8 protein-coding genes are annotated in these 24,221 nt (G+C 28.5%); 2 read left to right on the plus strand and 6 right to left on the minus strand.

Going from position 1 to position 24,221, the window contains the following annotated elements; genetic code table 4:
• The first annotated feature begins 9 nt into the window (after positions 1–9).
• Both ACWXVS_RS00440 and ACWXVS_RS00445 read left to right on the plus strand, forming a co-directional pair.
• On the plus strand, positions 10–8,913 hold the full coding sequence (locus tag ACWXVS_RS00440; protein WP_455994491.1) for a hypothetical protein: 8,904 nt from the start codon (positions 10–12) through the stop codon (positions 8,911–8,913).
• On the plus strand, positions 8,913–17,756 hold the full coding sequence (locus ACWXVS_RS00445; RefSeq protein ID WP_455994493.1) for a hypothetical protein: 8,844 nt from the start codon (positions 8,913–8,915) through the stop codon (positions 17,754–17,756). The genes ACWXVS_RS00440 and ACWXVS_RS00445 overlap by 1 nt, the downstream gene beginning before the upstream one ends.
• 128 nt (positions 17,757–17,884) lie before the next feature.
• On the opposite strand, the gene ACWXVS_RS00450 is transcribed toward ACWXVS_RS00445, so the two are convergent.
• Genes ACWXVS_RS00450 through nusA form a run of 6 tightly spaced genes read right to left on the minus strand, consistent with a single transcriptional unit; the run spans position 17,885 to position 24,144 of the window.
• Positions 17,885–18,316, minus strand: a complete 432-nt coding sequence (locus ACWXVS_RS00450; RefSeq protein WP_455994495.1) for a 23S rRNA (pseudouridine(1915)-N(3))-methyltransferase RlmH — start codon at positions 18,314–18,316, stop codon at positions 17,885–17,887.
• 9 nt (positions 18,317–18,325) lie between these two features.
• Positions 18,326–20,149, minus strand: a complete 1,824-nt coding sequence (gene mnmG, locus ACWXVS_RS00455) for a tRNA uridine-5-carboxymethylaminomethyl(34) synthesis enzyme MnmG (RefSeq protein ID WP_455994497.1) — start codon at positions 20,147–20,149, stop codon at positions 18,326–18,328.
• Between the two features lie 10 nt (positions 20,150–20,159).
• Entirely contained in the window at positions 20,160–20,489 is a 330-nt protein-coding gene (gene rbfA / locus ACWXVS_RS00460; RefSeq protein WP_438340442.1) for a 30S ribosome-binding factor RbfA, read from the minus strand.
• 1 nt (position 20,490) lies between these two features.
• Positions 20,491–22,296 (minus strand): translation initiation factor IF-2, encoded by a 1,806-nt coding sequence (gene infB, locus ACWXVS_RS00465; protein WP_438340441.1) that lies wholly within the window; start codon positions 22,294–22,296, stop codon positions 20,491–20,493.
• Positions 22,257–22,556 (minus strand): DUF448 domain-containing protein, encoded by a 300-nt coding sequence (locus ACWXVS_RS00470; protein ID WP_438340440.1) that lies wholly within the window; start codon positions 22,554–22,556, stop codon positions 22,257–22,259. Before ACWXVS_RS00470 ends, infB begins: the two co-directional genes overlap by 40 nt.
• Positions 22,540–24,144, minus strand: coding sequence for a transcription termination factor NusA (nusA, locus tag ACWXVS_RS00475; RefSeq protein ID WP_455994499.1), 1,605 nt, complete (start codon positions 24,142–24,144; stop codon positions 22,540–22,542). Before nusA ends, ACWXVS_RS00470 begins: the two co-directional genes overlap by 17 nt.
• Positions 24,145–24,221 lie beyond the last annotated feature (77 nt).

Raw genomic sequence — 24,221 nt, forward strand, 5'->3', positions numbered from 1 at the left:
GGAGGAAACATGAATGAAAGAAATTTAGATTTAGAAAAGAAGCATAGAAAAGTAAAAAAAGGTGTTATTGTAACTTCTTTATTAACTGCAATACCAGCTATTACTTTAGCTGCTATTGTTCCTTTTCTTCATAATACTGAATATAAGTCAATAGATACAAAAGCTCATGATGACTTGGTTCAAGAGCAAAAGAAGGCTAGAATATTTTTAAATAAGTATGATGAAATGCTTTCGGAGCAATCAAAAAATAAATTACAAACAGCAATTAACTATGCAAATCAATTAATCGCAAATAAAATTAGCAATCAAACAGCTGATGCTGTCTCGGCTATTAGAAATATGCTTGAGCAAAGAAATATTTTAAGAAGAATGGTAAGCAGTTTAATGCTTGTTGATTCAAACAGTGCAAAAGTAGCGCGTGATGCTATAGAACAACTAGGCAATTTAGTTAAGTCACCAGATTTAAAAAATGAGTTTAATAAACAACTAGACATCTATAATGCTAGTCAGCAAACTTATGATGATAAACAAAAATTTGCTGATGAGGTTGAAAAAATAATTGCTAAGCAAGACAAGATAGCATTTGATCTAGAATTAAAAATGAATGTTTTTGTCCTAAAGAATATTCAAAAAACAGATAGACTTAATATCAGTATTAAGAATGTTAAGGTTCTAAAATTAATTGATTTTATCAACGGCAAACTTGAACAAAATGTTTTATCTAGGGATAGTGTTGTTGATGTCTTGGATACATTGTTCACAACACAAAGTAATGATTTATTTAAAGATGAATCAATTAATAATGAAGCTGAAATTCAAAAAATTTATTCACAAATTGTTGAGGCAAAAAATCAAGTTGCAACAATGGATTTAGACCAGACAATAAAACAAATCATTTATGATGAACTAGATGCTATTAAGAAGTTTGTAATAGAAAATAAAGGAAATCTATCATTTGAAGTTATAGGACTGCAAGATTCAAAAAAAATAACGGCTTCACAAGTTATAAGTGACTATATATCAACAATAATCAACAAAACATCAGACTATTTTGGCAGTGATGAAACTACCTTAAACAAGGTAAAAGACTTAATTGCACAAGCAGATAAAATTAAACAACAGGTTGATAGCAAGTTTATTGGTGCTATTGATTTTGCTATTATTCAAGCAAATAATAAGGTTAAAGATACAGACCCTTCAACCAACAAATTAAAAACTCCAGCATATAAAATTCATTCCGATTTGTATAGGGCGTTAAATGAAATAGCTATTGCGAATAAATTACTTAATGATGCGAAGGAAGAAATTAATAAAATTCAAGATGCAAATTTTAAGCAAGCACTTATTGACAAAATTGAAAATCAAGAATTCAAAAGTAGTGCTGGCTTCTTTGAATATGTTTCAACTATAAATCAGATATTAAGTGATATTGACACTAATAATACCCTTAAAAATTTCTATAAAGAACAATTCAACATATTATCTAAACAGTTGAAATTTACATCCGGAAAAAATAGATACAACAAAACTTTTGTAAATGATGATTCTACGCTTTTAAATGTGCAACAAGCACTTTTAGCTATTAATGAAATTGACTTTGAGAATACTTCTCTTGCCGATTTAAGTAGTAAATTTGAGGAATATAGCGAATATGAAAGAATTGCCAACAAGAAGGAAATTGAAACTATTATTGAAGGAATCGAAGGCGAAGTTTCAAAAATCGTTAATATAAATAAATATTATCCAACCATTAAAAAGACATGAGAGGAATTAAAGTCTAAATTATTAAGTTTAGCTGCCATAAATTCAACAGCAACTCGTAAAGAAATGTCTGTTTTTGAAGATGAAAAAGCCATTTTACCTAATGGTCAAAAAGCGATAGCGGGTGGTTTAATCAAGGAAGCTCTTGATTTCTTTGATGTTTCTAAACTTTCACATCAATCAAGCCCAATTTTTGAAGATAATAATAAATTATTAGATGATATAAAAAATGAATGAAAGGATAATCCTGATTCTCCTGTTGCAAAGGATCTTGCTTTTAAAACGGCCCGCATTTCTGCCGATATTAAGCTAGTGATGGAAGATGATAAGCTAACATTAGAACAAAAAGAAGCAGAAATTGCTAAATTAAAGAAGTTACAAGATGAATATGCAAAGAAGGTTGTAAGTGCAAAAAAATTGGAAAATACCAAAGATGAAACTGCCCAAATTTTAGCAATTGTGAAAAATAAGGAAAAGGTTAAAACTTATCTTGGTAAGGAATTAAATGAAATTCAAAAACTTAAAAGATTATCTGATGAAGCGCTAAAAAATCCGACAGAATATGATTTGGATGATATTCAAACCAAATTATCAATAGCATTAAAAGATTTTGAAAATAAGCGTTCAATTTTAGAATCATCAACACAATCCTCAATTATTGCACAGTTAATTGATGACACATTTTCATCTCGTCGCGAAGAAGGCAAAACAACTCCTGTTGAAGCTAAATTTTTAGCCAAGTTAGCTGATTTGCAAGCCGAGGTAGATGCTATTAAAGACGAAAAGAATTTATCGGAAAAAGAAAAGAGCGATAAACGTCAACTTTTAGCTAATAAGTTTGATGTTTTGCGTGAATCAATTGAAGTTGCGGCAACATTTGAGCTAACTATTAAACAACTTGAAATTGAAAATAAAGAATCTAAGAAAGTTTATCAATCTTTAAAAGTCGATTCAACTAATGATAACCAGTTTAAAACTATAGAGGCTAGAAATCAAATTAGAACCATTGTTGATAAACTTGGGGTTTTAAATACGGAAACTGATGGATTAATTGAAAAATATCACAATATTGTTGATAAGGAATTATATAACCCTGAAATACATAATAAGACATGATTAGCAAAACAAAATATAGATATCGCTGGTCGCACGCAAAAGATTAAATTAGAAGTTGCTAAGGATAAATTAATTAAAGAAAAAATATTATTAGCAAACAATAAACTTGCTGATGCCGATTTATCCAACAATTTAAAAATTAATAATGATCCATTTGCATTAATAAATGGTGATATTGAAATATTTGAAAAAGCTAGTCAAGATGGACTTAATAACATTGACAAGGTTCAAAAAAGTATTGATGAAATGAGTGCAAGCATTACATCTATTCAAGATGAACTTAAAGTATTGTATAGTGATTTGATTAAAGAATCAGATGAAGAAAAAGTTAAAGATATTAGAAGCAAAATTGAATCAAAAAATTTCCAAATTGAAGGTATTTCGCAACGCATTACCTTTGCTTATCAAAATATTATTAACGATACAAATCGAACGGTTGCAAAAATTGCTTCACAACATGATTTACACGAAAAAACTAAATCATCAGCAATTGAATTATCAAAAGTTGATAAAAACAAATATTTGGAACTATATACAGCTTTTACACAAGTTATCAATGTTAATAGAGGTTCGCTAAATGATACATTAGCAGAAATTAATGATAAGATTATTGCCTTAAATGAGATAAATGCAAAAATAGAAATTTCTAAAGAAGTTAAAGATGCTATTGTTCGCCTGCAAGCCGTAAGAGATAATCAATATAAAAATGAAGCAAATGATAAGTCACAAAGATATATTTTTGAAAAAATAGATAAAGAAATTGAAGAGGAAATTATCAAATTTAGTACCTATATTTCTAATTATCGAACCACCAAAGCAGATCTATCTAATCAAAAACAAAGAATTGAATATTTAATTAATCAACATACTGTTAAGAAACAAGAAATTCATAGTCAATTTGAAGATGCTAAGGCCCGTTTAGAAAGACAAATTAATAAGTTCCTAAATGATGAACAAACTGAAAAATTTTCAGTTTTGGTTTCAAATCCTAGTCTAAATAGTGGCTCAGAAATTCAAAAGTTAAAATTTAAATTTGATGAATTAGTTAATAAAACAAAACCTATTCCATCAGATCAAACAAGTAAATCTAATTATGATAAAGCCAAATTTGAAGACTTAAAAGCATTATCTTCGAAAGTAGATATTAGTTTTAGAAAAGATGAATTTAAACATACTAAATCATTGGTAGATAGCAAACTAGATAATTTAAAAAATAAGATGAATGAATCGCCAACTATAACTCTACAAAATAACATAACTATTGAGAATTTTATTTCAAATATTAATGAAACTATTCTTCATGCTGATAATGAGGTAACACCGAGAGTTAATGCTATTGATGTGAATGATGTCTTATCTGAAACTCGTAGAATTGAAACCTTAGGAAACTTGATTGATGAACAATTAGCTGTTTCAAAAAGATTATTAGAACTAAAAAATAATAGAAGTACTGATGCATACAATCGTTTAGTAAGTGCGCTTGTTAAGTCAATTCCTGAACAAAGTGCCTCGACACCACTAATTGAGGATAAAATAACAGAATTGCGTAATGCTTTTGTTGAGTCCGTACCTTTTGAACAATTAAAACAAAATCAAAAGGAAAGATTTGATGCATTTAAAAAGGAAGTAGAAAGCAAGGTTAATACACAAATTCACGATGCTAAAGTAAAAGAATCATTAGTTGGGACTGATGGTTTAATTTCGAAATATGTTGAAGAACTTGAAGCAATTACATACGTAGATGATAAGGCTAAATATATTGGAGAAGTTAATGAAGTTAATAAAAAACTGCAAATTGTAAGAACTAATTTTAAAGCAATTTTATCATTAGCTGAATCCGTAAAAGAAAATGAAGATAAGGTAGCAAAATTAACAGTAGTAGATGGTCCGATTAAGGATGTATTTGATAACCTAAAAGAACAGTTTAAGAAGCAAATTGATGATGCCAAAGCTTCATATAATGATCCTACAAAATATTCAATTTTAAGTCAAAAGAAAGCTGATATATCTTCATTGGTTGTAAGACTAGAAAAGGTTATTGAATTAAATAATAATATTAAAACCTTAAAAACAGAATCAACTCAAATGACCTATAGAGAAGGTAGAAACGCTAATGGTGCTGCGACTGCTAAGGAAAAGCTAACTAGATATGTAGAAAAATTAGAATCATATGCAAAAGATGCAAAGGTAAATAGTGATTTAAACCAAATGCAAATTTTGGATGAAATAGTTACTAAATTCAAGAGATTAATTGCAAAACAAAAAGACATTTTATCAAAATATGATTCACTTGGTGAATGAAATTTTGACAGTCAAAAATATGGCTATGATATTGATCAAAAGAATCTAGGTCAAATTGTAATTGAATCAATTCCAGAAATACCACAAGATACATTTGCTCCAATAACTATAACTTCAAAAATTGATAATGCAACCAAAGTACTTGAAAGCCAACACCTTGCCTATCAATCACTTTACAATACAAGAAAATCTGCATATGAAGAAATTAAAAAGGCCTTTGATAATGAAAATAATATGCTAACAACTTCTGATAAGTATAAAAATCAAGATCAGAAAATATTTGATGAACTTAAAAAAGATAGAACGCAAAGATTTAAAGAAAGATTATTAACCATTTCCCAAATAATGAATGCCACTGATATTAATGCAATTGATAATATAAAATCAGAGGTTTTATCATCACACTCTTTATTTGATAAATATGCTGATTTAGCTGTTGTTGTTGCACAAGCTAAAAAACAAGTAGAAACTGGCCAAAAAGCCACAAATAAATCTGATGCTTTAAATAAGGCAATTCAAGTATTGGAACATGAGTTTAATATTGTGGAAAAAACATCAGCTACGCAATCAAAGGATAATTTTTACTTTGGCGTTTTAATTGCATTAGAAATTGAGGCAAAGCACAAATTAATTGAAAGTAATGCTAAAAAGATAGATATTTTAATTTCTTATTCTGATAAATTGAGTAAATTGAATAGCACAAGCGAAATTAGTGAGGAAGCTAAAAAACCGCTAAAGAAAATTCTAGATGATTTGTTAGTTGAATTAGATAACCGGGACGCTATTGATGTACGTGGTTTAGAAGCATTAAAAGAAACATATTTAGATGTTGGAAAAAATAGCTTTGAAATTAGTTTAAAAAATAGTATCGAACTAAAAAAAGCTATCACCGCTGCTGAAGCATTTATTCCTACAAACGGTGATAATGATTATAAAACTAAGGAATCGCAAGCGATGCGTAATTTATATCAAGCATTGCAACAAGCTGTTGATGAAGCTAAAAGTAATATAAAAGTTGAACATCATAATGAAGAAAATAAATTAGCTTCTATATTTAAACTTACTAATCAAACGGAAAGTGTAATTCAAAAACTTAAAGATCAAAAACGTGAAGAATTACGAGAATTAAAGGCACAAATAGATGAAGCAAATAATTTTATAACATCATCATATTCTAATGCGGGTAGCGATAAAACAAAAACTCCTTTACAAGATACATTTACAAATGATGCTGTTTCATTATCGGTCGATACTACTTTGGATACACTAGACAATATTAAAGGTGCTAATGAAAAATTATTAAAGGCCAAAAAAGCTCTTGAAGATCAAATTAAGGCAATTGTTAAATATGAAAAAAATCATCTAACTCTTGTTAAAGATAGATTAGATTTATATGTTAAATTATTTAAGTCACAACAAGTTTCGATAGATAATTCAAATAATAAGCAATTAACCCAAGAGCAATCAAAAAAACTTAGTGTTCTATTTAATCTTGATAAACTAATTGATAGCTTTGAACGTAATGTTCAAAAAGCCGGCCAAATTCTAAGCAAGAATACTTCAAACTATAAACTAATTTCACAAGAATTAAGAAATACAACTAATACCCTCGAAAATGATTATCAAACAATTAAGACTTTAACCAAAAGTGCATCCGAACAATTAAAAACGCAAATTAACTCATTTAACGAGGAAATGAAGCAAAATAGTTCAAGTACGAATAATGTTTTTGGAATTGTTAAATTATTAGATGAAAAATTAAATACCTCAAGTAGTGATAATATTAATGGCATTAATGAAATAAAACAAAATATTCAAAAAGTCGAAGAAGCAAATAGCGCACTTCCTGCTAACTTTAATGATCTTGCAGTTCAACAATTGAACATTAATTTTAATAATGATATTAATAGTTCGAATAATGCAACAATAAAAGATGATTTTAAAAAATACTATGAGGCTATTGAAAAATTAATCAAGGCATTAGAAGCTATTGATACATTGATTTATGGTTCAAGTGATTTAAATACAGCCAAGAGTTCACAAGGTAATTTAATTAACTTTTACACAGAAGTGGTATCAAAATCAGATTTTCAAAATATGTTAAGTTTAATTGCTGGAGATCATTTTAAACAGAATAATTCATCAAATACTGTATTTGCCAATATTATTAATTCATACAATACTATTCATAATTCCGCTAAGACACAAATGCAAATTACTGATACTGCTTTAACCAATAAAAATGCCTCTATATCCTCAAAACAAGAAGCATTAAAAGGTATTTTTGCTAATTTGAATAATTTAAATACGTGAATAAATGATCAAGGAAATAGTATTTTCTTATTTGATTATATCAATCGCAATGGTGAAGAAAAAATTAGAGAAGTAGAACCTAAATCTACAACATTATATGAAGATTTTATTGAACAAATTAATAAAATAAGTAATCATTCTAGTGCCATGGAACTTGATATAACACAAAATAATGGCCTATTAGATTTATTTGATAAATTTGGAATTTTAAAAGATATCGGCAATTTACCTTATAACACAACTAACGTTAGAGTATATATTACTAGAGCCGCTACATCAAACTCATGGGCTCCTGAATTCTTGCAAACCGACACTTCAACAAAAAAGACAAAAATCAATTTAAAAGTTGTATATAAAAAACCAACATCACATTCAACGCAGAACTTCTTTAATGATGTAGCAGATAGAACGCTTACATATAATGATGTTTGAATTACATTTAAGACACTATCTTTATTTAGAGTTACTAAAAACGATTTGGGAAGTGAATCTAATACAAAAGAACAAAACAAACAATTTATTAATAGCCATAAAATATTCGAGGCCAAAAAAGCTGGATGAAATAATAGAAATATGAATGTTAACTTAATGAATGCTATTGCAGAGGGAGCAAATAAGCACTTGATTAATCACGATATTAAGTATATTCGCGAGGATGTCACTTTTACTGGTCAACAATGAGATGATTCATTATTTAACAAAGTACAAAAACCAAAAAATCTAGATTTATATAAACTTTCATTAAAAGATGCTATGAAACCAGAATATGCAAATTTCGATCTTTCGAATTCTCATCCTAATGTCAAGTATAAGATTAAACTTGATAATTCAAAAGGGTTAACTTTTGCAGCTAATGGTATGGGTAGAAAATTTAAACATGCTATGTTGCCAAATAGGAAAATGTTTTCGTATTGAACACAAACAGGTGCTGACCTTGATTTTACATCCAATTATTTTAGAAACTGGATACCATTTGGTTATACAATACCAGTTGTCTTTGAGGAAAATGGAAAAATGGACTTTGGTGTATTACATACTTGATATGAATTAAAAATTGATAATAACATAAACCAAACCGATGTCTCATTTAAGATGACGTTATCCGGTACTGCAAAATGGCATTTTTATCCTCCAAAAGATAATATTGAGAAAGAGCAAATTAATATGAATTCATTAGTTAAGGCAAACCCCGATAATGCGAATATTAAGGCTTATGTTTTTGCTGAAATGTTTGCAGCAAAATGAACTGATAAAACTAAACAAGCAAACAATATACAAAACCATGGTTATAGAGATTATAACAATAATAATCCTAATGGTAAACGTGGTGGTACTGAATGAAATGAGCCGCAAATTATTAAAGCATATGATCATTTTGATTTCATGGTAAGGATTCATGAGGATAAAGAAGGGGATAAATAATGAATAGAAGAACAAAAAAAAGAACAACCGCCGTTGTTATGGCTACAATTGCCACGGCATCGACATTAGCTGCGGTATTTTTAACCAAGCATCATAATGATTTTGTGGCCTCAGAAACCAATAATAGATTATTGAAAGAATTTGAAAAAAGTAATTCACTTTTTGAAAAAGTTGTCAAAAAACTTTCTCCAAGTCCAAAACAAATGAATGAACTTGATAAATTAATTGATGCAGTAAAATTAACATTATCTAACCCTAACTCAACTGCTGTTGAAAAATTTATTGCCCTAGACGACATAAAAAATGTGCAGAAAGATTACATTATTAAGTATGTTAAGAGACTAATAAGCAATAATGAAATCAATAAATATAGTATAAAAGAAATTGAAGAATTATTAAAGGATCAGGCATCAAGAATTAGAGAAATAGACATTAAAAATCAATTTGATTCTATTGATCTTACTGATTTAAAAATCGGTCTTTCTTCTTTTGCAAAATTAAACAAAGAACAACAATTTAATTGAATTAATAGATACAGTGAAACATTAACAATTAAAATTGAATTACAAAGAAGTTTAATCGAAAAATATCTTTTAATACCAAGCAATAGCTTTGATGAAAATATTGTTGAATTAAAAAAGATGCTTCCTACAAAAGCATTACGTGGTGATATTGAACAGGTTATTAATCAAATTGAAAATGACTTGTTATTTAATGATTTTAGAATTAATGATATAGCTATTAATAAACAATTAGTTGAAAATAAAATAATGGATACAAGAAGTACAACTAAGCATGGAGAATTCAATGATTTTTATCAAAAAACAATTAAAGATATTGAAAAAAGTATTGATGCAAACATTTTATTTATAACTTCTGAAATTCTTAAAAAATCTATTAATAGGCAAACTGACAAAGATTTATCTGAGCAGTTAGAGCTATTAAGTAACAAAATACTGTTAACTAATTCTGTTTTGCAAAATAAAAATGTTTTTGATCAAATGATTACATTTGTTATAAAAAATAAAATGATTTCGCAAGAAGAATTAAATGAAATACTTAATTATCAAGTAACCAAAAATTATATTAACTTGGTTGAATATTACAACAAGATAGTTGCAATCAAAATTGATAGTTCATTAACCATAGCTGATTTGCGATTAGCAAAAGCTAATTTTGATATTTATGAAAAAGCCTTAAATGATCAACAATTATCATCGGAACAAATTATTAATGAATTTAAGCTTTTTGTTGAATATGTAAAAAATGTAAATATCAATAATTTAGGCAATCATTTTGGAGCAATTCTGAATGAAAAAGACTATAAGGTTTTAGTTAATACAAATAACTTTGAAAAAAATAATAAACAAGAAATTATTAATAAAGTTATTGATTTCATGAATCGAATTAATCATATTCAATATTTGGATAGTTATATCACAAATATTATTAATGAATATTCACAAGTACATAAAAACAATCCTAGATTATTAAATGAACAAGAATTAAATATTGTTTTAAATCAATTAGCAGAGGTTGATAATGCTAATATTAAAGATGTCCAAGATAAAATATCAGATATTAATGATTCGGTTTCTACATTAGTTGAAACTAGATTAGAACTTGCAAATATCGCCAAAGAAATTGATGATACTATTATTAATATCAACGGATTTAATAGTAAGAATAAAGAAAAATATTTAAGCAAAGATGTATTGCAAAAAGCAACAGATTTAAAAAATCAGATATTAAGCGAAAATATTATTGCTAATTTAACAACACAACAAATTATTGAAAAAAAATATAGTATAAGAGAACAACTAAGAACCCTACAAAAGGCTCAGTTAGATTATTTACAAAAAGCGACATCACTTGAAATTGCAAGATTAAAGGATTATGATTTGTTAAGTATTACACAGTTAACTAGTGATAAACTGAATCAAGTAAAATCGCAAAAAGTTGATATTACCTTACTTGCTAAAATATTTGATAAATTAAACATTGAATCTAAAAAAATTACATCAATTAATTACAATCCAATAATTTCAAAAGATATCCTTAATCAAATTCAAAAATATAAATTAATTGCTATCCTCGAAACGACGTATCTGCAAAATAATGCTGCTCAATCACGTATGGACGTTGAAGATTATACATTATTAACATTTAACCCAACTAATGAGAACTCGCATATTTATACTGATTATGAACAAACACAACTAGATAAATTAAGCAAAACTAAACAGGATCTTACTGATCGAGCTACAGAAATTAATAATTTATTGAAAGAACTATCAAATGGTAATAGTGTCGATACACAAAAAATAAACTCATTTAGTAATACTAAATCAGTTGAAGATGTTATTGAAATAACAAGTAATATTCAAGAAAGTGCGAAAATAATCAGAAAAGTTAATTCCACTCTCAATGATCTTGATAAGCTTATTGATGAAATTAATGGTGATGATGATATTAGACATCAATTTGTGCAGGATTTTGCAGAAATTGAACAAATTAAAGCAGATATTAAAAAAGCGCTATCTGCTACACCAGTTGATTTTGCTTTGGTTAATAGATTAAGCCAGGAAGCTGATAAAAAACTTGTAAACCTAAGAGACAAGCGAAAAGATAGTAGTCTTGAATCGCAAATTAAAAGTATTGAAAAATTAATTAATAAAAATTATCCACACCAGGATGCATCGGAACCTGTTTCCGAGGGAGAATCATCGCTACGTTATGCCTATAATGAACTGTTAAATCAGTCACGTCAACAAGGTTTAACAAAATCGGAAAAAGATGAGATTCTAGATAAGGCTAATAAAATTAAAGCAATGATTCCTTATGTAAAGGGTATTGAAAATAATATTGCAAGATATGAAAAAATATCAGATGAATATAATGCCCATATTGATAAACGATCACGTGTTCCTCAAACAATCGCTTCCGCAGAAGGAACCAAAAATGAAATTGATTTGGTAATTAGACAAATTGCTAACATTAATAATTTACCTGATGTTGCAAAAGTAGCTGATTCGGCAAGACTATCAAAATCTATTAATGATGACCTCGATCTCGCTTTTCATAAAGATCAAATTCGTGCACGAAACGAAGCTATTCAAGCCAAAACATATCCGATATCTGCTAATTTAAAGCCAATTGAAACAAAAATAAATGATGCTATTAAACAATTGGATGCATATGCTAAAAGCAAGGAAACTACAACATCAGATGTCACTGCACTTGATGCTGTAAAAGTCTTAACAGGACAATCTGAACTTGTTGATATTACTAAACGTGCTATTTTAGAAGCTGATAAAATCAAAAATTCACCTTCATTAGTGGAAACAGAATCAGCTAAGGATGCAAATGCTTTATTAGATGAAATTGAAAAAAATTTACCTGATCATTCTGACACAATTGAATTAATCGGAAAGAAAAAGAAAGCTATTGAGGATGCTATTGTTATTGCACAATCAAAACACGAATTACGTAAGATTGTAATTAATGATTTAGTTAATGTTTTAAGTGAAGATCAACAAAAGTATAGAATCCTTGAAGTTGTTAAGAATAAAGTTAATGCTGCTAAGGAAATATATGAAAAAATTCTTTCTGTCAATTCTTCATCAGGGGGTGAAGCTTATACTCCCGAAAGTCTTGCGTTGAAAGTTGAAGAACTAAATGAATTAGTTAAGAAACTTGCTATCGAACGTGATGATCTCATTAATAAATATAAGGAAGAAAAAGCAAGAATTGAACTCGAGGTTATTCAGTATGATAAAAAGTCATATCATAATCTAGCTAAGCCCGATGCCTTAACAACCTTTGATAATTATGAAAAAGCCCGCCAAAAATATGTAATGGATATTAATGATCCTATTAACTCAACCATTGAATCAATTAGAGAAAATGAAAGAATGATGGCTGCGGGTTATCATAAGGATATAGTTTTAATCACTCTGGAAAAATATAAAAATTTTGTAAAAACAAATGTAGACGCCCTTCATTCTTCATTGGAAAAGAATTTTATTAAAACTTATTCTGATAGATTTTTAGCAAGAATAAATAATCAAATATCAATTGATATCGATTTTCCTATAGCTCAAAATTTAATTGTCAATATTAATGAGATGCTAAAATTCCATGTGTTGCAAATTGACGTAGCGACAGAATTAGATTTATACCAAAAGGATTTAGATTCAGATGTCAAAACACGCGCCATTGCTGAACTTAAGGCATTATTAAGCGATGAACACGCACCATTAGAAACATTAAAAATTAAGCAACAAAATGAATATGTTCTTAAGGAATTGACTCGTATTAAAGAAGAAGCTGGTCTGAGAGCAAGAAACAAACAAAAGGCAATTGGTTTATTGCAACACTTTGAAAACTTCCGTGCCCTTCCTGGATTGAATAATGGCCAAAATCAAAATCGTGTTTTAGTTAATGAAATTGCTAAGCAAATTTTTGGCACTAAAATAATTGAACTGGGAGATCTAGCTGATAATAGCCTAGCAACAAATTCTAAGGAAGCTATTGATCAAATACTATCATCAAACTTGCAATCAACGACTAAGGCTCAACTTTTGCAAGTTAAAAATCGAATTGAAACTATTGAAAAAATCAAGGAATATTATGACATACTCGCTTTAATTATTGGTTCTGCCGAAACAATAATTAGCGCTGCAGGTTCTGCGATTAATGATACTGTTAATTCATATATAACGCAAGATTTAAATCCTTTATTATCACAAGCGAGAGATTTATTTAAAACAGTAAGTACAGATAATACAAAAACATCAGATGAATTGGCTGAAATAAATAAACAAAAATTTGTTGATTTAATTAAAAAAATTCAAGTATCAAAAGAACGTATTTTAGATGTTATCGAAGTCACAGAAAAGATTATCGGTAAGATTAAAGATATTAATAGTGATCTTACATTTTATGATCTTGAATCAATCAGTGGAACAAGAAATAATGACAAAATTGACAGTTGATTGAACTCATTATTGGCCGAAGCTGCTAACAATCTATCTGAAACAACGGATTTACAAAAGTCTCAAAGAATTCAAAAAGTTAAATCAAAAAGTGAAGAGACATTAAAATTAGTTCAATTGTTAAAACAAGTATCTCAAACAGTGGGAATATGAAGACTTGAACGCCAAGGTTCATCAAATTACGATGCAACGCAATTTGATGAAAATAAATTAATTCAATTTATGTGAAATGCCTTGCCTAATATTGGACAAAATCCTGAAAAAGAACAGATTACTAAATATATTAATGAATTAACTACTAAGGTTAATGAACAAACGAAAATACGTCAAACTCGTAAAGACTTATTTGATGCTATTAATAACATTAAGGGTTCTGCAGTATATCAAAACGCTAAACAATATCTGCCCCTAATAACATCATTAAATAATCAAATAGATGATATTATCGATGCATCAACTAATAAAGAGGAAACAAATAGCGTAGAAAAGTTAAATGAAAATCTAAATAAGGTTAATAACCTAAAAGCATTTTTATCTAAGTTAGTCGAACTCGCCTCAAAAGCAACGGAAATTGAACAGTTTGTTAGTGCTTTCGTTCCTTTGGATGTCACTGTGAATACAAATAAGGCTGAGTTAGAAAATGAATTAGCTACTGTTAAAACATTGTATGAAGCCAATATTTCATCAGCAGACCAAACTGAAGAAGCATCAAATAAAATTGATAAGAAAATCAAGAAACTTGAACTTCTTAAAGCACGTTTAGAAGTTTATCAACAACTAGCAAGTGTTAAGTTAAAAATTAAGAATGATACTGTTATTATAGCGAACGAAAAAGCAGTAATTAATAAAAAAATTACAGAATTTGAAAATGAATTAAAACAAGTCCAATTAGATGAAAATACTGATCCTAATACATTTGCAAACTTAGCACAAAAGTGACTGAATGGAACTGGTAATGATTCAATTGAATATGTTTTTGCCAATGCTAAAACATTAGCATACAAATACCAAGACGCCCAAAATATTCTTTCTTATAAACAAACAGGATTAAATGAATTACTTGATTCTGATGCTGTTAAGGAAGCTTATAATCAGTTGCAGACATTAATTACAGAATCAAAGCAGTTAAACTCTAATACTAATAATGATGAATTAGCTAAATTAGCTCAGATAAAGAAGATTCAAGATAAAATTGATGGTATTGTTAATGAAAAAGTTAACTCAGCAAGATCTCTTCGTACTAAAACTAGCGAGCTTTATACTAAATTATCAAAACAAGGCCAAAACGAAGTACAAAGTAGTGTGCTATTGCCAACATTTGAAGTAAATGCCGTTAATTCATTAAACATTGATAATGTAAAAACCAAAGATAATACTTATTCCGAGGCAGTAGAAGCAATTAATAAAACTAATACCGCTTTGAGAAAAGCGCTTGATGAATATAAGAAGCAAATTGTTGCTACTTTTGATACCCAACAAACACTTTTAAATACCGAGTTTCAGAAGCTTGTTGATTTCAATGCAAATATAATTAGTGATACATTATGGACACAAGGCGCTAAAGATAAACTAATAAATCTAAGAAAACTAAAAACCTCTATTGAAACGTTTATTAATCAAAATAAAAACTTCAAAAACACAGTTGATAGTAAATATATTTCCATCGGTTCAAAAAAATCTTTTATAAATGATTTTATAAATTTAAACCTTGAAAATATCAAACTAGCAAAAGAAGCAAAGCAAAATCTAACACAAAAAATAAAAGATGATATTTCTCAAATGGTTGAAGATGGCACGGGTATTATTTCTAAGCTAACTACTACTTTTGATAAATATAATTCTCAATTTTCTAATAATGTTTCAACTAAATTGTTTGAAAAAGCAGGGTTTGAAAATTCCAAGAAATTATTTGATGAATTAAAGCCAAAATTTGAATTATTAAAACAAAAAATTTCAACAATAAAAACTACTGAATCGGCTCCTGATTTACAAACTTATGCATTTGATACAAAACAATTGATAAATGGATATGATGAATTAATTAATGAATTTAAGTTAGAATTCAGTAGCCTTTTAAATAAACGTAGAGATTTAACAGAAATTTATCAATTATTATTCAAAACATCAGTTAAGTGAAAAAATAATAACAACAAACTTACTGCTCTTGAAACTAAATATTCACAGGATTATGAATCATTAAATAGTGAAAAAGATAATTTAGTTAAGGAAAAAAGTGAAGATATTATTAATGACTTATTCTTAGTTGAAAAAACTAATACCGCATTAAACAATATTGAATCTAAGCTAAAAGTTTTATTAGATTGAACTAATAAAAATAGCAAACTATTTTATGAAACTATTTTAGGTGAAACTAATTCAAATGATCAAAATGCTAATAAAACTAAACCATATTACAAAATTTCTGCTAAACCAGGAATTACTAGGGAAGAATTTGATAAGAAACTTGAAATAATATTGCCTAAAGATTCATCAAATGAACTTGATATTACAAATCTTGATGGATTTCTTGAATTATTTGATACATTTGCATTTACCAAAATTGATAGTAATTCAATCTATAATCCCTTAAACTTTAAGGTTAAATTAGTCAAGGATTCATCAACTAGCAAATTTATTAAACCTGGTAGTTCAAGTATTACCGAAAAAACCAATAATCTTAAATTACGTTATGAATTTAAACCAACAAATTTAGAAGTATTTAAGGAATTTTCAGGATTTTCTGTTGAAAAAGATGTAGATATTACATTTAAGACAAAGCAAGATTTACAACTTCAAGCGGGAACTTCAGGATTATTCTTTAAAGATTATAATAAATCTAATCTAGGTAAAAATACTAAACAAGTTATTGGTAAAGCTGATGAATTAGGTTGAATGCAAACAACTGCTGAAGAAGTTAAAAAACAAACTATTAAAACATTTAAAGAAGCATTGGGCCTTGAAAATTCTAATGACGCTGTAATTATTAATTACAAAACGAAGGAAATATTTGATTATAAGAATGCCAATAATGCAGCTAGTGCCGCCGTTACTAAGCGTGATGGTTGAATAGATAAAGCTAACTTTAATATTAAGTTTCAATTCCCTGAATTTGATATTTATCAACAATCTACATCAGTAACATGAGAATCGGAAAACCAAGTTTTAAGAATAAGAGTTATTAATGATAAATTAATTCAAGTGGAAGCGATATTACCTGGAAAAATATTAGTTGGACCACAAAATTATACTCAAAACCAACATACCATCGTGGACACACAAGGAAATAAAATTACAAATGCAAGTAATCAAACCTACGATCCTTCAAAAACGATGCCTGTTGCTGCGATATATACATTAAGATTAGATGTAGATTATGATCAAAATAGTAGGGATGTTTCATTATTTATTAATCGTTATGAAAGTTTTAATGTTGCCAAAAATAAAGCATTACAAGATAGTTCAATAGCACCACTTTCTACATTTACAACTAATTTTAATAATAATAAAATGGGATCTACCATGGCATATGTTTGATCAAATTATGATTTTGCTAAATGGTTATCTACTCATCCTACGAGCTGACAAACACCAGATGACGCTGATAATAATAAAAAATCTCCATTAGATCACCCTAATAATGGATTTAGACATAGTGGTGGCTCAAATAAAGAATGAGATCAAATGTTAGGTAACGACCTTTGAGTAAAAAATACAAGATCATCAGGGACTTATATATGAACAAATAATAATCAACAGCAAATAATTCAAGATAGTGAAATCGAAAAACTCGCAGTAGTTTATAACTCTGGTATTATTAATTTTGAATTTAAAGATTTAAAGAAATAATGCTTAATTTTAAATCAAAACCTATAAGCTGTAAAGGTTTTGGTTTTTTTGTTTTAACTTCGTCAATAGATCCCTAAATGTCTAAAGAAAAAAATCAAATAATAAAATTACACCAAAATTTGGTGTAATTATTTATGATATTTAATATTTTTCTTAATGGCTAATCCACGATAAATTTGTTCAATTAACATGATTCTAAATAACTGATGTGGGAAGGTCATTCTGGAAAAACAAATTTTATTTTTAAATTTTGTTTCATCTACGCCATTTGACCCGCCAATAATAAAAGTTAAATTATCTTCAATAAGTATATTAGAAAATTCCTCACTATTCATTTGTTTTCCTTGTAATGAAAGATAAAAAATTTTTGAATTTTTTGGTATTTTTGCTAATATTGCTTCAGTTTCCTTTGCAATTTTAATATCAATATTATCATTAATAATTTCTTTAATTTCAATTAAATTAATTGTTGCTAAAAAGTTTATTTTTTTTAAATATGAATCATAAATTTTCTTAATATCTGAATTTAAAGAACCAACTGCAATTAAGTTTATTTTCATTTTTATTTTTTATTTTTTGCGGTTATTTAGATAGAACATTAGCATTTGTATGTCAGATGGGTTAATTCCACTAATTCTTGTTGCTTGTCCAATAGTTGAGGGTCTAATTTTTTCAAGTTTTTGTCTTGCTTCTGTAGCGAGATTATCTACCAAGGAATAATTTATATTTTCAGGGATTTTTAGATTTTCCAGGCGAATCATTTTTTCAGCAGCTGTTTCTTGTTTTTTAAGATATCCAAATAGTCTTACTTGAATTGTTAATTCTTCAATGAAGGGAAAATCATTTTCTAAGATATCTATTGGGTCTGTCTCAGGATTGGCAAGTAACTTAAGGTAAGATTGGCCATTGATAACGTTATATTTAATGCCTAATTCGCTCTTTGAAGATACATATTTATTTTTAAGTTCTTCAATTGTTGTTTGAATAAGATTATATTTATTAACAATTTTTTGATATTCTTCTTCATTTATCATTTTATTGTCATAAGCATATTGGCATAATCTTTCATCAACATTGTCATTTCTTAATAATAATCGATATTCTGAACGACTTGTTAACATACGATATGGCTCTGTGGTACCTTTGGTAACGATATCATCAATTAAGACACCGATATAAGCGTCGCTTCTTTTGATTTCCATAGAAGGCATATTTTGAATCTTATTTGCTGCATTAATTCCGGCTATTAAGCCTTGGGCCGCTGCTTCTTCGTAACCACTTGTCCCATTAGGTTGTCCGGCCGAAAAAAAGTTTTCTAATATTTTAGATTCTAGCGATTTATATAAATTAAGCGGATTAATAGCATCATATTCAATGGCGTATCCATATTTTTGAATTCTACAATTTTCTAATCCAGGTACTGATCTAATCATTTCATCTTGGACATCGACAGGCATTGAAGTGGATAAACCGTTAATGTACATAATGTCACCTTTTTTAGTTTCTGGTTCAAAAAATATGTGGTGTGTTTCCTTGTCTTGAAATCTAACAATTTTGTCTTCAATGCTAGGGCAATATCTTGGTCCGATACCAATAATTATTCCAGAATATAATGAGCTTTTATCAAGGTTTTTTAGTACTATTTCTTTAGTTTTGGCTGTTGTATGAGTTAGAAAACAAGAAGTTTGTTCATCTAATTTTATATTACTTCGCTTGGAAAAACAAAGTTCAGTTTTATCTAGAATTTCTCTTTCTACTTTTGTAAAATCAATACTATCAGTATAAATACGACAAGGAGTTCCGGTTTTTAATCTTTGGATTTCAAAACCATATTTAGCTAAATTTTTGGATAGAGTTGAACTATTTTTTTCACCGTCAGGACCATCGTTTTTAATATCAGTGCCTCGTAGGATGCGTGAGTTCATATAGACACCGGTTGTCATAATTGTGACTTGCGAGTGTATATCGCCGTGTTTTAAAGTTTTAACACCAACACATTTTTTGTCAACTATGATTAGATCAGAAACTTCATCTTCAATTAAAACAATATTATTTTCTTTTTTTACAGCATTTAGAATTATTTGTGAATATTTATCTTTGTCTATTTGGGCTCTAAGCGATCAAACAGCTGGACCTTTTGAAGTATTTAACATTTTAATTTGGATCATGGATAGGTCGGCAAAAAAGCCCTGAACTCCTCCTAGGGCATCGATTTCACGAGTAATAATTCCTTTTGCCGATCCACCAATCGATGGATTACAAGGTAGCATTGCTAAGCGGTTAGTATTTAGAGTTATTAAGGCTACTTTTAGATTTCTTTTTGCTAGTGCAAAAGTTGCTTCGATTCCGGCATGACCACCACCTATTACGATAGCATCATACTGATTGTTCATTTATTAAGTACTATTCTTTAATATCTTTAAGTATTTTTTCAATTCTTGCAGCTTCAGGCTCAACTTTATCAATTAAAAATACTAGTTCTGGTAATTTTTTATATTTTCAACTTTTAGCTACAACTGAACGAATAAATGGCGCCATTGAAGTCACTTTGTCAAAGTATCTTTCCTTGTCTTTAAATAAGGTTATATATACTTTAGCATGTGATCCATCGTTTGATAAAATTACGTCGTTAATTGAGATGTTTGTTACATCAAAATCTTTTAATTCAAAAAAACTATTTCCAATTAATTCTAATAATAATTGAGTTTTTCTTTCATGCATAATTGCGTTCATATTATACTAATACATCCTCATAAAATTTTAATTCATCATCTATATCTATTTTATCAAAATCTTTAATATGGGTACCAAAATCAAAGCCTTTTTCGACAACTTTAACATCATTTTTTTCTCTTTTTAAGGAGCTTATTGAGCCCTTAAAGATACTTTTGCCTTTTCTAATTACTTCAACTTTGCAAAGTTCTTTCGCTTGTCCTTCAAGCATCATGCAACCTGCAATTGTTCCTACTTTCGAGTAGAAAAAAAGTTTTATAACAACAGCCTGTCCAATTAATTTTTCTTCATAAACTGGTTCTTTTAAGGTATTGATAATTGCTTCTATTTCCTCAACAATTTTATAAATAATGTTATGAGAAACAATTTTTATTTTTTTAGTTTCAGCTAGTTTTTTAATTTCGCTTGATGTGCTAATGTTAAATAGATAAATTCTTGAATTAGATGCTTCAGCTAAGAGTAAGTCTGCTTTAGTTAGCTCTCCCGCTGTTGCTCTAATAACATTAACAGAGATTTCATCATTTTTTAGTTTAGATAGCGTTTGCTTAATTGCTTCAGCAGTCCCCTGCACATCGGTTTTAATAATTATGTTTAAGGTTTTTTGTCCATCTTTTATAGTGAAGGAATTTCTTTCACTTAATTCTTTTTGTTTATTAATAAAAGATTTTTCTTCTGCTAGCTTCTTAGCGAATTTTTCATCACTAATTACAATAAATCTATCACCTGATGAGGGATTCTTATTGAGACCTGTAATTATGCAAGGTGTGCCTGGTAAGACTTTTTGCAATGGTTTTCCCTCGGTTGAGGTTAAGCTTCTAATGTTTCCATATTGACCACCAGCGACAATAAAATCTCGAGGCATAAGAGTACCATTCTCAACAATAACCGTTGACACTACCCCTCTACCTTTATCAATCTTTGATTCAATAATAGTTCCAAAAGGATCGCGATTCAGATTTGCCTTTAGGTCTAGTAAATCAGCTTGAAGAAAAATAGATTCTAATAAAGCATCAATATTATTATTCATCATTGCTGAACCATAAATGAATTGGTTTTCGCCTCCTCATTCTTCACAAATAATATTATGCTCGCTTAGTTGGCTTTTAATTTTCTCAGGGTCTGCATTTGACTTATCCATCTTATTAACAAAGATAATAATTGGCACATTGGCAGCTTTCGCATGATCGATGGCTTCAATAGTTTGCGGTTTAACTCCGTCATCTGCAGCTACAACAATAATAACAATATCAGTTACCCTAGCCCCTCTCGAACGCATTTCAGTAAACGCTTCGTGTCCAGGGGTGTCAAGAAAGGTAATTTTTCTACCATTATATTCAACTTGATATGCACCAGTATGTTGGGTAATCCCACCAAATTCTGTTGAAAGAATGTTACTTTTTCTAATTTGGTCAATTAGTGTTGTTTTACCGTGGTCAACATGGCCCATAATTGTCACAATGGGAGGGCGTGTTGAAAGGTCGTTTGGATCATTAATAACTTCAAGTTTATCAAATAAATTTTCAGCATCAACTGATTCTTCTTTTTGAAAATCAAGATTATAATGTAAACATATTTCCGCAATTTCTTCTTCATTTAAGAAGGTGTTAATATTTTTCATTATTCCTTTTTTAAAGAAGTAGGTTAAAATTTGCGCAGCAGTTTGGTTAATTTTTTGACTAAATTCACAAACTGTTAGTGGACCTGTAAAAATAAATACACCATTTTTGACTTTTGCTTCTACAACGTTTAATTTTTCTTTAATATTGTCTACATTTGAAATTCTTTTGTTACATTTTTGCTTAGCCATATATTCACCTCATTTCATAATTTTTTATAAATACAATCATCAATATTTTGTCTAAATGCTTTATTTAGTAAATGCTTTTTAAAAAGGGTTTCGATTTGTTCCTCATTATCTAAACAGTATGTTCCTCGGCCACCTAGTTCAATGTTTGGATCAAAATAAAATTCATTATTAATTTTTGCAAATCTAACTAAGTTTTTTATAGGATAAATTTTTCCATCAACAATAGATTTACGACTATATTTTTTATCAATCTTCATCATTTAAATCACCTAAATCTAAATTCTCTAAACCAGCACTTAGGTCATCATCTTTTTTGAAGTCCTTCATTTTTGTTTGAGTTATTTTTTCATAGTCGGCTTCGATTTTTGCTTTGTCTTTAATTTCATTTTGTTTAGTGTTACCTGAGTATACATCTAAATCTTCCATTTCTTCGTTTTCTAATTCATTTTGCATATCAATTCATGTTCTTTCTATTTCCTCATCAGAAATAGATTCATATAATTGTTTTTCAAAAATATGATCTGTTTGTTGTGCTTTTTGTCTAAGCTCAGCTAGGTCTTGGTCAAATTCTGATATATTGAATGTATTATCAAAGAATGATTCATTGGATTTCTTAGAATTTCTATGATTGCTAATTGGTTTTAGATTTAACTTTTGACCTACATATTTTAATTTAGCTTCTTCTTCAGTAATATTTGCATTTTTAAATGAATATTTTATTTGGAGTTGATCGGCTTGCGCTTGGCTAATTATGTCTAAGCGGCTTCTTGTTAATTCTGAGGCAAGTCGAACATTTTGCCCTTTTTTGCCAATTGCTAAAGTATGTTGAGCATTAGGAACAATAACAATAAAACTATTGAACTGTGGAGTTGAATCTTCTTTTTCGACAATATCAATAACTCTTGAAGGACTAACAGCATTCATTACAAATTTCTTTTTGTCCTCATCATATAATACAACATCAATTTTTTCGTGGTTTAGTTGTTTCGAAATAGCTTCAATTCTAGCTGAATCTGTTCCGATTACTGTGCCTAATTCTTCGAGAGCAAAAGGCGCTTTTTCTGTTTTTCTTATAGCAACTTTTGCTCTTTCCCCTGGTATTCTAACAACCTTAATAATTTCAATAAATCCCTCAGCAATTTCTGGTATTTCTTGTTCGAATAATTTATTTATTAATTTAGATTCAACTGAGGATACTAATATTTGTGCATTTTTAGATTCAGGTTTTACTTCTTCAATATAAACATCTAACAAATCGCCGGCTTTTAGATTGGATAATAATCTTAAATTGCTTGTAGATGGTGGCATATAAGCAACAGTCCCATCACGAAATTCCATGAGTGTACCAGTTTTGGTAATATTTGTTATTTTAGCTTTAACTATAGTACCTATTAAGCTACTATATTTATTAAAGGTTAATTGTTTTTCCAATTCTCTAATTTGTTGGTTGAAGATACTTAGAATTTTTTGATAATCACGTTTATGGAATAATTCAAAATCTATTTCCTCGGCAATGATATCGCCCTCCTTAATATCTGCATTAATTTTTTTAGCATCGCTTAAAGCGATTTCAATGCAAGGACAAAAATTATCTTTGTCTTCATATGTTATAGGGTCATTAGTAACGATTTTTGTATGGTTTATTATTTTAAACTGTTTCTTATCTTTATCAATGATAAATTCTAATTCAGCATCAGGATCATATTGACTAAAAATCACTTGTTCAACAGCTTTTTTAAATAAATCAACTACTGCTTCTTCATCAATATTTTTGATCTGTGAAACATTATATATAGCACTAAAAATTTGTGTTGCTTTTAGTTTCGAATCAAAAGTTTTGGTATTCATTTTTATCTCCTTTTTTATATCTTATAATTACAAAAAGGATCGGCCTATGGCCAACCCTTTTTAATCTTAATTAAAAA

This window comes from Mycoplasma sp. 327 (assembly GCF_053851655.1).